This window comes from Cedecea sp. P7760, assembly GCF_013386425.1.
Lineage (GTDB): Bacteria > Pseudomonadota > Gammaproteobacteria > Enterobacterales > Enterobacteriaceae > Cedecea > Cedecea selenatireducens.
In genome coordinates, this window is sequence record NZ_JACARU010000021.1 from 1 (window position 1) to 12,930 (window position 12,930).

The window sequence follows — 12,930 nt, forward strand, 5'->3', positions numbered from 1 at the left end:
CTCGTCACCCAGGAGCAAGCTCCCTGTGCTACCGCTCGACTTGCATGTGTTAGGCCTGCCGCCAGCGTTCAATCTGAGCCATGATCAAACTCTTCAATTTAAAAGTGTTTGATGCTCAAAGAATTAAAACTGTTTATAAAATCAGTAGTCACTCTTCAAGACTTGATATTTTGTTGCATCCGAAGATGCTGAGATATCAATCCTGCGAGTGCCCACACAGATTGTCTGATAAATTGTTAAAGAGCAGTGCTACTTTCTCAGTAGCGCGGGCTGTGCATATTACGCTTTCCCGCTGCGTAGTCAAGCATTTATTTTCCGCTTCACTCCGCCTGACACGCCGCTTTACAAGCCGTTGTTCCGTGTCAGTGGAGGCGCATTATAGGGAGTTCTTCGGCGGTGACAAGCGTTTATTTAAAAAAACTTTCTGACCGTATTCTTTTTCGCCAACCCGCTTATTTACAACACTATTTGGTGCTTAACTGCGCAATTTCATGGGCAAAACGGGCTACCTGCTGCCAATCGGTATAAACCACTTCTTTACTGGTATCCGTTTCACCGTCGGTCATTTTCATAATTAAGCGGATCATGAAGCGGTCTAACCAACCATAACGTGGATAACGCAGCGCACCTGCGAACACGGCACAATGGTCAGGCTGCCAAACCGAGTTAAGCAAAAACTTGCGGGTGTAGGGATTTGTTTGTGGCGAACGCTTCTCTGGCTTACGGGCAACCAGGTTGACTGCGAAAAATGCACTCGCACGCTCCTTCAGCTGCAGCTGATGCTTTTTCACAAACGCCTCGACGGAAGCATGGAAATGCCCGTAGCGAATAGAGGCACCAATAATTACCCGGTCGTAGTTAGCCCAGGCGATATCCTCGCAGCGATGGAGATTCACCACATCACTCTCAACGCCCAACTCTTTCAGTTCAGAAGAGATATAGGAAGCAATCTCACGAGTTTGACCATCTCGGGTCGAAAACAGAATTAAGGTTTTCACACAGGCTCCGGTTACTCTCGCCAGAAAGTAGGCGTGAACAGTACTAACAGGGTAAACACTTCCAGGCGACCAAACAGCATATTCACAATCAGGATCCATTTGGCGACGGGATTCATGCTGGCAAAGTTATCGGCCACCACGCCAAGGCCGGGACCAAGGTTATTGAGCGTTGCCGCTACCGAGGCGAATGCTGAGAAATCATCGACGCCGGTCGCGATGATGGCCAGCATACTGACAATAAACACCAGCGCATAAGCAGAGAAGAATCCCCATACGGCTTCGAGGATTCTCTCCGGCAGGGCCCGATTCCCAAGTTTAATGCTGTAAACCGCATTCGGATGCACCAGGCGTTTCAGCTCGCGGTTACCTTGTTTGAACAGCAGCAGGATACGAATAACTTTCAGGCCACCGCCGGTAGAACCCGCACAGCCCCCAATGAAAGCAGAACAAAGCAGCAATACCGGCAAGAATAGTGGCCAGCGAGCAATGCTATCCGTGGTAAAGCCTGCGGTGGTTGCCATCGATACGACCTGGAAGAAGGCCTGGTTTAAGGTCTGCCAGGCGGACTGGTAGGTATTGTGGAACCAAAGCACCAGCGTACAGACCAGAACCAGCGATAGCTGCACGCCGATGAACATACGAAATTCCGGATCACGCCAGTACACCTTCAGGCTGCGTCCGCTGAGCACAGCGAAGTGCAGGCTATAGTTACAGCCGGAGATCAGCAGGAAGATAGCGATGATGGTATTGATTGTTGGGCTATTGAAGTAGCCCACGCTGGCGTCGTGAGTTGAGAAGCCGCCAATCGCAATAGTAGAGAAACTATGCCCGATAGCGTCAAACGCCGGCATACCGGCAAACCAAAGCGCAAGCGCGCAGGCAATCGTCAGCAGGACGTAAATAAGCCACAGCGTCTTTGCCGTTTCGGCAATTCGCGGGCGCATTTTGTTATCTTTTAGCGGCCCCGGCATTTCTGCCCGGTAGAGCTGCAACCCCCCGACGCCAAGAATAGGCAAGATGGCCACAGCCAGGACAATGATCCCCATCCCGCCGAACCATTGCAGCATCTGACGGTAAAAGAGAATGGCGTGAGGTAAAGAATCCAGCCCCACCAGCGTTGTTGCGCCGGTGGTCGTCAGGCCAGAAAAGGACTCAAAAAAGGCGTCTGTTACCGTCAGATTCGGCCGCTCGGCGAAGACAAACGGCAACGCACCCACGCTGCCCAGCACGGTCCAGAACAGCACAACGATCAGGAAACCCTCTTTGGGTTTTAGCTCCCTCTTCTCGCGGCGGTTAGGCCACCACAGCAGAGAGCCGATTGCCAGAGCAACGAAGAAGGTTTGGGTAAAAGCGCGGCCGGCACCATCGCGATAGATTAGAGCCACTAAGCCGGGGAGTATCATGGTTCCGGAAAAGAGGATAACCAACAGACCAACGATTCGGGTTATGGCGCGAAAATGCATTTCAGCCGCTTCCTTAAATATCTATAAATAACGAGGTGGGATTATTGTTCAAACGGCAATAAATGCAATGCACCGCGGCTAAAATCACTCAGCCTGGCGCTGAAAGCAGCCACCTGGGTTTGCGGCAATGCTACGCGCAGATCAACGGCGACCTGGAAGTCGCTTTCCACGATAAGACCATCACTTTGCTTGAGCAGCGCTTCCACACCCGCCAGCTGCGAATAGTCGCACTGCAAAGTATATTCGGTTAACGGCACTTTGAGCACTGTCGGAAGCTGGTTTAACGCCAGCTGTACGCCTCCGCCGTAGGCTTTCACCAGGCCACCCGTGCCCAGCTTCACCCCGCCATAATAGCGCACTACAACCGCCGTGATTTCACCAATGCCTTTGCCCATCAGCTGAGCCAGGATGGGTTTCCCTGCGGTGCCGGCAGGTTCGCCATCATCCGAGAAACCGAGCTGCTGCGAGTCATCCGGCGCGCCAGCAACCCACGCCCAGCAGTGGTGCCGGGCGTCCGGGTGTTCGGCCCGGGCCTTCTCAACAAACGCTTTCGCCGCTATTACCCCGTCTGTATGAGCAACAAGGGTAATAAAGCGGCTTTTCTTAATCTCCTCGCTGACCGTGACGGGCTCAGCGGGGATTGGCCAGCTTTCCATTACGCGAGCTTCAGGTTACGCGTCATGTTTTCGGTGCTGTTTTCATAGATAACCACGTTATCTTCAATACGAATGCCGCCAAACGGCTTCAGGGCTTCAATGCGCTTCCAGTCGAAGTGCTTGCTGTATTGCCCTTCACGCCACGGTGCCAGCAACGATTCAATGAAGTACAGGCCAGGCTCGATGGTCAGCACCATGCGAGGTTCCAGCACACGGGTACAGCGCAGGTAAGGATGCTGGGAAGGTGCTGCCAGATGCGTCCCGGTATCGTCCTGCATAAACCCGGCTACGTCATGAACCTGCAGGCCCAGCGGATGCCCGATGCCGTGAGGCATGAACGGCGTGGTGATCCCGGCTTCCAGCATCGCCTCTTCACTGATGTCGTTCACCAGCTTGTGGCGGCGCAGCAGCTTAGCCAGGCGCTGATGGAACTGGATGTGGTAGTCGGTGTAGCGCACGCCGGACTTCATGGTATCGATAAGCGCCAGTTGCTCTTCGTTCACATCTTTAATCAGATGAGCGAAATCGCTGTCACCATGGGTGGTCCAGGTGCGGGTCAGGTCGGCGGCATAGCCGTTATATTCTGCCCCGGCATCCAGCAGGAAACTGCGGATTTCGGCAGGTACGCGGTGATCCAGCTTGGTGTAGTGCAGTACGGAGGCATGCTCATTGAGCGCCACGATATTGCCATAAGGCACGTCAGTATCGCGGTGGCCGGTTGCCGTCAGATAAGCGATGTTAATATCGAACTCGCTCATACCAGACAGGAAGGCTTCATGCGCAGCACGATGGCCCACAACCGCCGTTTTCTGAGCTTCACGCATGCAGGACAGTTCGTAGTCCGTTTTATAGGCGCGATAGTAATGCAGGTAATCGATAACCCCTTTCGGGTTGATATTGGCTGGAGTGATATCCAGCTGTAACGCACGCTCCGGCACCGGGCCAATATAGCCGATGTTGCCGCGCGCAGCAGGCAGTTGACTGCCAATACCGTCGGCTTTTGGCAGCGCGATCACTTCAATATCATCGGTCCAGAAGGATTCCGGCAGCGGCTCCACGTTGTGCCAGTAATCTACCGGCAGATAGAACCACAGCTTCGGCTTATTCACGCCGTCCACCAGCAGCCAGCAGTTGGGTACCTGAGTGACCGGCACCCACGCCTTAAACTGCGGGTTAACTTTAAACGGATAGGCATGATCATCGAGGAAAACGTTGAACAGCTCCCCGGAGTGAATAAGTAATGCATCAAGGTTAAAACGCGCCAGAACGTTGCGGGTACGCTCCTGTAGCGTTGCCACATGATCTTTGTACAGCGCGGCCAGTGATTCCATAATTTATCCTTCTGTTTTTTGTACCTGTTCGCCACGCATCTTAGCATACCGTACAAACCGTCGAGTTATTTCCGCCTCCTGTGATCGAGTTTGCAAATATTTAAAGAGAAATTTGCATTTCATTAACATCAATTCCACACTCCGCTTCATCTGGTACGACCAGATCCCATTGCTGGATTCAGGAGACTGACATGCTCTACCAAGGTGAAACCCTACATCTCGACTGGCTGGAAGACGGCATTGCCGAACTGGTGTTTGATGCCCCCGGCTCCGTCAACAAGCTGGATACGGCGACCGTCGCCAGCCTCGGCGAAGCGCTGACCGTGCTTGAAAAGCAGCCGAACCTCAAAGGCCTGCTGCTGAGCTCCAGCAAGTCCGCCTTTATCGTTGGCGCCGACATTACTGAATTCCTCTCGCTGTTCCTGGTCCCTGCCGAACAGCTGACCCACTGGCTGCAATTCGCCAACAGCGTATTTAACCGCCTGGAAGATCTGCCGGTCCCGACCATCGCCGCTGTGAATGGCTATGCGCTGGGCGGCGGATGCGAATGCGTACTGGCGACGGATTACCGCCTGGCCACAACGGATGCCCGCATTGGCCTGCCGGAAACCAAGTTAGGCATCATGCCAGGCTTCGGCGGTTCCGTTCGCCTGCCTCGTTTGTTAGGTGCGGATAGCGCGCTTGAAATTATTACCGCGGGCAAAGACGTCGGTGCGGCAGAAGCGCAAAAGCTGGGCCTGGTTGATGGCGTAGTGAAAACCGAAAAGCTGCGCGACGGTGCGCTGGCGATTCTTCGTCAGGCAATCAAAGGTGAGCTGGACTGGCAGGCTAAGCGCGCGCCGAAACTGCAACCGCTGAAACTGAGCAAAATTGAAGCCGGCATGAGCTTTACCATCGCCAAAGGCATGGTGGCACAGATCGCCGGTAAACATTATCCGGCCCCGATGACTGCGGTAAAAACGATTGAAGCCGCCGCTGGCCTTGGTCGTGATGAAGCCCTGAAGCTGGAAACCCAAAGCTTTGTGCCGCTGGCTCGCTCCAATGAAGCCCGCGCGCTGGTCGGCATCTTCCTGAACGATCAGTTTGTTAAAGGTCAGGCGAAAAAGCTCACCAAAGATATTGAAACGCCTAAACACGCGGCCGTACTCGGCGCGGGCATTATGGGCGGCGGCATTGCCTACCAGTCTGCCTGGAAAGGCGTGCCGGTATTAATGAAGGACATTAGCGAAAAGTCGCTGGCGCTGGGCATTAACGAAGCCAGCAAGCTGCTGAACAAGCAGCTTGAACGCGGCAAAATTGACGGCATGAAGCTGGCGCAGGTTATTTCGACCATTCAGCCAACGCTGGAATATGCCGGGTTTGATCGTGTAGACGTCGTTGTCGAAGCCGTGGTTGAAAACCCGAAAGTGAAAAAGGCGGTGCTGGCAGAAACCGAAGATAAGGTTCGCCCGGACGCCGTTCTGGCTTCCAACACCTCAACCATTCCTATTAGCGAACTGGCAAGCGGGCTGAAACGCCCGGAAAACTTCTGCGGCATGCACTTCTTTAACCCGGTTCACCGTATGCCGCTGGTTGAGGTCATTCGTGGGGAGAAAACCTCGGACGTGACGATTGCCAAAGTGGTAGCCTGGGCGAGCAAAATGGGCAAAACGCCTATCGTGGTAAACGACTGCCCGGGCTTCTTTGTGAACCGCGTGCTGTTCCCCTACTTCGCAGGCTTTAGCCAACTGCTGCGCGACGGCGCAGACTTCCGCCAGATTGATAAAGTGATGGAAAAACAGTTCGGCTGGCCAATGGGCCCGGCTTACCTGCTGGACGTGGTCGGGATTGATACCGCCCATCACGCTCAGGCAGTGATGGCCGCAGGCTTCCCGCAGCGCATGAGCAAAGATTACCGCGACGCGATAGACGTTCTGTTCGATGCCGGGCGCTACGGCCAGAAAACCCAGCAGGGCTTCTACCGCTTTAAAGAAGACAGCAAAGGCAAACCGCGCAAAGAGCAGGACGAAGCTGTCGATAGCCTGCTGGCAGAAGTCAGCCAGCCGAAGCGTAACTTTAGTGACGAAGAAATTATCGCCCGCATGATGATCCCGATGGTCAACGAAGTCGTTCGTTGCCTCGAAGAAGGCGTGATTGCCAGCCCGGCGGAAGCCGACATGGCGTTGGTTTACGGCCTCGGTTTCCCTCCGTTCCACGGTGGTGCATTCCGCTGGCTGGATACCCTGGGCAGCGCGAAATATTTCGATATGGCGCAGCAGTACCAAAACCTCGGCCCGCTGTACGTCGTGCCTGAAGGCCTGAAGGCCAAAGCATCACGCAATGAGCCGTACTATCCGCCGGTTGAGCCTGCCCGCCCGGCCAGTGACCTGAAAAGCGCCTGAGGAGTGATTATGGAAAAGGTTGTTATTGTTGATGCCATCCGTACGCCGATGGGCCGCTCTAAAGGCGGCGCATTCCGCAACGTTCGCGCGGAGGATCTGTCGGCGCACCTGATGCGCAGCATATTGTCCCGCAACCCGGCGCTCGAAGCGGCCGCGCTGGATGATATTTACTGGGGCTGCGTACAGCAGACGCTCGAACAGGGCTTCAATATTGCACGCAACGCGTCTTTGCTGGCGGAAATCCCCCATTCGGTCCCCGCCACCACGGTGAACCGTCTGTGCGGCTCTTCAATGCAGGCGCTGCACGATGCCGCACGCATGATTCAAACCGGCGATGCGCATGCTTGCCTGATTGGCGGCGTAGAGCACATGGGCCACGTGCCGATGAGCCACGGGATTGACTTCCATCCAGGCCTGAGCCGCAACGTGGCAAAAGCCGCCGGTATGATGGGCCTCACGGCTGAAATGCTCTCCCGTATCCACGGCATCAGCCGCGAAATGCAGGATCAGTTTGCCGCCCGCTCGCATCAGCGTGCCTGGGCCGCAACGGAAGCTGGACACTTTAAAGCCGAGATTATGCCAACCAGCGGCCACGATGCCGACGGCGTTCTGAAACGCTATGACTTCGACGAAGTCATTCGCCCGGAAACCACGGTTGAAGGTCTGGCGGCGCTAAAACCTGCTTTCGACCCGGTCAATGGGACCGTCACCGCTGGCACATCTTCGGCGCTGTCCGATGGTGCATCCGCGATGCTGCTGATGAGCGAATCACGCGCCAAAGAGCTGGGCCTGAAAATCCGCGCTCGCGTGCGGTCTATGGCCGTCGTCGGCTGCGATCCGTCCATCATGGGTTACGGTCCGGTGCCGGCATCAAGGCTGGCGCTGAAAAAAGCAGGCCTGACGGCGCAGGATATCGACCTGTTTGAAATGAACGAAGCGTTTGCCGCCCAGATCCTGCCGTGCATTAAAGATCTGGGGCTGATGGACAAGATCGACGAGAAGATCAACCTGAACGGGGGCGCGATCGCGCTGGGTCACCCGCTGGGCTGCTCCGGCTCACGCATCAGCACCACGCTTATCAACCTGATGGAGCGCCGCGACGCGCAGTTTGGCCTGGCTACGATGTGTATCGGCCTGGGTCAGGGTATCGCGACCGTATTTGAACGCGTTTAATAAAAAACGAAACTGGGTTTAGTTGCCGTGTTTCCCGCCTGTCAGGGGCGGGTTTTTTATTTCTGAAAGATAAAAAAAACCACCGACGATGCGGTGGCTTATTCTGACGACGAACAACCTTAGATAAAGGAGAACGCGTCGCCGAACATGTGATCAACCAACGCACCGCGCTCGTTACAGAACAGATCCCGGGCGATTTTCGCCATTTCGAAACGACCCGCGATATAAATATCGTGCCCGCTCAGTGAACTGTAATCCTGCATAACGGCGGTCAGTACTGTCCCGCTGCGGCCACGCCAGCCTTCTTCCGGCTGCTCAACCACGGCTTCAACACGCAGGTTCTGGTGCTGTAGGGTAAGCCCCTCAAGCTCGGCCAGATCGTAAAGATGTTTCTCTTCACGGCCGCCCCAGTAAATGGCAATTTCACGCTGCGGATTACGCGCCAGCGCGGTCAGCAGAATAGAGCGCACGTAAGAGAATCCCGTTCCCCCGGCAATCAGAATCAGCGGGCGCTCTTCATCTTCACGCAGCCAAGCATCGCCGTGTGGCATATCAACCACAATTTCCTGCTCTTTCAGAATACGGTCCATGACCGCCATGGCGTAGAGGTTGAGCTCCGAAGCACCGATGTGCAGCTCAATGAACTCATGCTCGCTCGGCGTGGATGCCATAGAGAACGGGCGCTTATCCCGCTCGTCCATCACCACCATCAAATACTGCCCGGCCTGGAATGAGAAATCGCCTTCCGGCAGCAATCGAACGCGATACACCGTGTCGGTTATCGCTTCTACCGAGTTCACTTTACAGCTTAAGGTTGTCATGCGTCCCCTCTGTCGGGTCAATAATGCTAAACCGTAAAGGTCGCCGCTCAGGCGCCTTTGTCGTTATCAAAAATAGCCAGTTCATCCCAGATTGCATCAATACGCGCGCATACCTCAACATCTTTCTTGATTGGGCGCCCCCATTCACGCTGGGTTTCGCCCGGCCATTTATTGGTGGCGTCCAGTCCCATTTTAGAGCCCAACCCGGAAACCGGGGAGGCAAAGTCCAGATAGTCTATCGGCGTGTTTTCCACCAGCACCGTATCACGGGACGGATCCATGCGAGTAGTGATCGCCCAGATAACATCGTTCCAGTCGCGCGCATTAACATCGTCATCGCAAACGATAACGAATTTGGTGTACATAAACTGGCGCAGGAAGGACCACACGCCCATCATCACCCGCTTAGCATGCCCGGCATACTGCTTTTTAATCGTCACCACCGCCAGCCGGTATGAACACCCTTCAGGCGGCAGGTAGAAATCGATAATTTCCGGGAACTGCTTTTGCAGGATAGGTACCAGCACTTCATTGAGCGCGACGCCCAGTACCGCAGGTTCATCCGGCGGGCGGCCGGTATACGTTGAATGATAAATCGCATCCTGCCGCTGGGTAACGTGAGTCACGGTAAACACCGGGAAGCTGTCGACTTCATTGTAGTAACCCGTGTGGTCACCGTAAGGGCCTTCCGGCGCCATCTCGCCCGGCTCAATATAGCCTTCGAGAACGATTTCCGCGCCCGCGGGCACCTCAAGGTCATTAGAAATACACTTCACAACCTCGGTTTTTGTGCCACGCAGCAGCCCGGCAAAGGCGTATTCAGAAAGCGTGTCAGGCACCGGCGTCACGGCCCCCAGAATGGTTGCCGGATCGGCGCCCAACGCTACGGAGACAGGGAAACGCTCGCCCGGATGAGCCTCACACCACTCCTGGAAGTCCAGGGCACCGCCACGGTGGGATAACCAGCGCATAATCAGTTTATTCTTGCCAATCAACTGCTGGCGGTAAATACCCAGATTCTGGCGTTCTTTGTGCGGGCCACGGGTCACCGTTAAGCCCCAGGTAATTAGCGGAGCAACGTCTTCAGGCCAGCAGCGCATGATCGGAATACGATTCAGGTCGACTTCATCACCTTCCCAAATTTGTTCCTGGCAGGGCGCGTTACGCAGACGCTTGGTGGGCATATTCAGAACTTGTTTAAACTGCGGTAGCTTATCAAACAGGTCGCGAAAACCTTTTGGTGGCTCCGGCTCTTTAAGGAAAGCCAGCAGTTTTCCGACTTCACGCAGGGCGGTGACATCCTCCTGCCCCATGCCCATTGCCACGCGTTTCGGCGTTCCAAACAGGTTGCACAGCACCGGCATGGTGTAGCCTTTGGGATTTTCAAACAGCAGAGCCGGGCCGCCGGCTCGCAGAGTGCGATCGGCAATTTCGGTCATTTCCAGATTCGGATCGACGGGCAATGCGATACGTTTGAGTTCGCCCTGCTGCTCTAGCAGCGCAAGAAATTCGCGTAGGTCGTGGTATTTCATGCAATTTATCGTGACGTCGGATTTTGCCGTCATTATACGGACTTCACCGCCGCCATGCTGTATTTTTGTTAAATTAGCGTGAAACTCGCCGCCAGCGGCCACGCTTAGCCAGGTTATACTGGAGCTGTCTATCTCTGCGGAAGACGTTTTGTTATTCTGACGCGCTTAAACGGGCGAAAAGAGAAATTATGCAATCCTGGTACCTTCTTTACTGTAAACGTGGTCAATTATTGCGCGCAAAAGAGCATCTTGAGCGTCAGGCAGTAAATTGCCTTACGCCAATGATTACGCTCGAAAAAATGGTGCGTGGCAAAAGAACTGCGGTCAGTGAACCCCTGTTCCCTAATTATCTGTTCGTTGAGTTCGACCCGGAATCCATTCATACCACGACGGTTCATTCAACCCGCGGCGTCAGCCACTTCGTGCGCTTCGGCGCACAGCCGGCAACGGTGCCGGAGAAAGTGATTGATGAGCTGATTCACTTTCAGGCCGAGGACATCACCGACCCCGAAACGCCGTACCCGGGCGATAGCGTGGTGATTACCGAAGGCGCCTTCGAAGGGTTAGAGGCAATCTTTGCCGAACCCGACGGCGAAGCCCGCTCGATGTTGCTGCTGAACTTATTGAACAAGCAGGTGCGGCAAAGCGTCAGGAATACTGACTTCCGTAAGGTTTAATGTAAAAAGGCCAGCAAATGCTGGCCTTTCTGTCATCGAGTGGCAACTAGCGCTGCATTTGCTCATCGTGCAGCCACTGGGCAACACGTTTTGAGAAATACGTCAGCACGCCATCGGCTCCGGCACGTTTAAAGCACATCAAAGATTCCATAATTGCTGGTTTTTCGGCCAGCCAGCCATTCTGAATTGCCGCCATGTGCATAGCGTATTCACCGGAGACCTGATAGGCGAAGGTCGGCACGCCAAAGGTGTCTTTCACGCGACGCACAACGTCGAGGTAAGGCATCCCTGGTTTCACCATCACCATATCAGCCCCTTCCTGCAGATCCTGCGCGACTTCCTGCAGCGCTTCATCGCCGTTGGCCGGATCCATCTGGTAAGTCTTCTTGTTGCCGCCTTTCAGGTTACCGGAGGAGCCAATCGCATCCCGGAACGGCCCGTAGTAGCAGGAGGCATATTTCGCTGCGTAAGACATGATCTGTGTATTCACGAAGCCATCGGCTTCCAGTTGATCACGGATGGCGCCAATACGTCCGTCCATCATATCGCTAGGTGCGACTATCTCTGCCCCGGCTTCGGCATGGGAAAGCGCCTGACGAACCAGAATCTCGCGGGTGACGTCGTTGATAACATAGCCCTCGGCGTCAATGACACCGTCCTGGCCGTGAGTGGTGTACGGATCCAGCGCGACGTCGGTCAACAGCCCAAGCTCCGGCACGGCATCTTTCAGCGCGCGTACGGCACGCTGCACCAGCCCGTTTGGATTATAGGCTTCTTCAGCATGCAGCGATTTCCCATCACTTTCGATAACCGGGAACAGGGAGAGCACCGGCACACCCAGCTTCGCTACCGCCTCTGCTTCTTTCAGCAGTTGATCGATAGTCATGCGATAAACGCCCGGCATTGACGGCACTTCCTGCTGCTGGTTGTGGCCTTCCATGACAAACACAGGGTAGATAAGGTCGTTAACCGTCAGCTGGTTTTCAGCCACAAGGCGGCGGCTGAAGTCATGGCGGCGTACGCGACGCATACGACGACCGGGAAACGTACCGGGAAATGCATAGCTCATTTAACTTTCTCCTGATTAAAACCCAGTCGGAATAACCGACGAGCGTTGTCATCTGTTACCTGCGCAAGCCAGGCCGGATCTTCACCTCGCCATTCGGCTACCTTATTCAGGATATGGGGCAGGTAACAGGGTTCGTTGCGGCGGGACGCAGGTTTTGGTTGTAAATCCCGGGGCAACAAATAAGGCGCATCGGTTTCCAGCAGCAGTTGCTGAGCGGGGATGACCGGAAGTAACTCTTTTAAGGCCAGGCCACGACGCTCATCGCAAACCCAGCCGGTAATGCCGATAAATAGCCCGCGCAGCAGGCAATCGCGCGCTTCTGCTTCAGTACCGGTAAAACAGTGCAGCACCACGCCAGGCAGCTGATCCAGCCACGGATCTAACAGCGCTAAAAAACGTTCGTGGGCATCCCGGCAGTGTAAAAATACCGGCATCATGAGCTCAGCGGCCAACGCCAGCTGCGCGGTAAAAGCGCGCTCCTGCTCGGCCGGTGTAGAAAAGTTGCGGTTGAAATCAAGACCGCACTCGCCGATGGCGACGACCTGGGGGGCTGCAGCTAGCTGGCGAATGGCGTCCGCAGTCGCGTCATTCCACTGGCTGGCATCGTGCGGGTGCACTCCAGCAGTCGACCAGCAGTTGTCGTATCGCTGCGCCATGAGCAGCGCTTGTTCACTTTCATGGAGGTTGGTACCGGTCAACATCATGCCGCTCAGGCCAGCCTGCCACGCTCGCGTGACCACTTCCGCATGGTCTTTCGCAAATTGCGAACTGGTTAGATTAACGCCAATATCAAACATCTCATCCTCCAAACGACAACCGCCCCTGAGGG

General features: G+C 55.1%; 11 protein-coding genes and 1 rRNA gene. 3 read left to right on the forward strand and 9 right to left on the reverse strand.

The features are described from left to right. The 5 genes from HX778_RS08480 to pepQ form a co-directional block, all read right to left on the reverse strand. Positions 1–100: ribosomal RNA gene (locus HX778_RS08480) — 16S ribosomal RNA — on the reverse strand; the annotation flags it as partial. 364 nt (positions 101–464) lie between these two features. Further along, positions 465–998, reverse strand: a complete 534-nt coding sequence (gene hemG, locus HX778_RS08485; RefSeq protein ID WP_038476803.1) for a menaquinone-dependent protoporphyrinogen IX dehydrogenase — start codon at positions 996–998, stop codon at positions 465–467. An 11-nt stretch (positions 999–1,009) separates the two neighbouring features. Beyond that, positions 1,010–2,461, reverse strand: coding sequence for a Trk system potassium transporter TrkH (gene trkH, locus HX778_RS08490; RefSeq protein ID WP_038476805.1), 1,452 nt, complete (start codon positions 2,459–2,461; stop codon positions 1,010–1,012). Between the two features lie 41 nt (positions 2,462–2,502). Beyond that, positions 2,503–3,117, reverse strand: coding sequence for an IMPACT family protein (locus HX778_RS08495; protein ID WP_176981779.1), 615 nt, complete (start codon positions 3,115–3,117; stop codon positions 2,503–2,505). After that, positions 3,117–4,448 (reverse strand): Xaa-Pro dipeptidase, encoded by a 1,332-nt coding sequence (gene pepQ, locus HX778_RS08500; protein WP_038476809.1) that lies wholly within the window; start codon positions 4,446–4,448, stop codon positions 3,117–3,119. The genes HX778_RS08495 and pepQ overlap by 1 nt, the downstream gene beginning before the upstream one ends. A gap of 191 nt (positions 4,449–4,639) precedes the next feature. On the opposite strand from pepQ, the gene fadB reads away from it, so the two are divergent. Both fadB and fadA read left to right on the forward strand, forming a co-directional pair. After that, the gene (fadB, locus tag HX778_RS08505; RefSeq protein ID WP_176981780.1) at positions 4,640–6,829 is read left to right on the forward strand and encodes a fatty acid oxidation complex subunit alpha FadB; all 2,190 of its coding nucleotides are present in this window, start codon (positions 4,640–4,642) and stop codon (positions 6,827–6,829) included. Positions 6,830–6,838: 9 nt separating this feature from the next. Then, complete coding sequence (fadA, locus tag HX778_RS08510; protein ID WP_038476813.1) at positions 6,839–8,002, forward strand: acetyl-CoA C-acyltransferase FadA; 1,164 nt, start codon at positions 6,839–6,841, stop codon at positions 8,000–8,002. A 119-nt stretch (positions 8,003–8,121) separates the two neighbouring features. Here fadA and fre read toward each other — a convergent pair whose 3' ends face one another. Both fre and ubiD read right to left on the reverse strand, forming a co-directional pair. Beyond that, positions 8,122–8,823 carry an NAD(P)H-flavin reductase gene (fre, locus tag HX778_RS08515; protein WP_176981781.1) on the reverse strand — a complete coding sequence of 234 codons (702 nt, stop codon included), beginning with the start codon at positions 8,821–8,823 and terminating at the stop codon, positions 8,122–8,124. 47 nt (positions 8,824–8,870) lie between these two features. Beyond that, positions 8,871–10,364: a 4-hydroxy-3-polyprenylbenzoate decarboxylase gene (gene ubiD / locus HX778_RS08520; protein ID WP_176981801.1), complete on the reverse strand. Its 1,494-nt coding sequence runs from the start codon at positions 10,362–10,364 to the stop codon at positions 8,871–8,873. A gap of 179 nt (positions 10,365–10,543) precedes the next feature. Between ubiD and rfaH the strand changes: the two genes are divergently transcribed. Beyond that, positions 10,544–11,032: a transcription/translation regulatory transformer protein RfaH gene (rfaH, locus tag HX778_RS08525; protein ID WP_038476819.1), complete on the forward strand. Its 489-nt coding sequence runs from the start codon at positions 10,544–10,546 to the stop codon at positions 11,030–11,032. 46 nt (positions 11,033–11,078) lie between these two features. On the opposite strand, the gene hemB is transcribed toward rfaH, so the two are convergent. Together hemB and tatD are read right to left on the reverse strand one after the other, a co-directional pair. Then, entirely contained in the window at positions 11,079–12,101 is a 1,023-nt protein-coding gene (hemB, locus tag HX778_RS08530) for a porphobilinogen synthase (RefSeq protein ID WP_038476821.1), read from the reverse strand. Beyond that, positions 12,098–12,898 (reverse strand): 3'-5' ssDNA/RNA exonuclease TatD, encoded by an 801-nt coding sequence (gene tatD, locus HX778_RS08535; RefSeq protein ID WP_038476823.1) that lies wholly within the window; start codon positions 12,896–12,898, stop codon positions 12,098–12,100. The genes hemB and tatD overlap by 4 nt, the downstream gene beginning before the upstream one ends. Between the last annotated feature and the right edge of the window lie 32 nt (positions 12,899–12,930).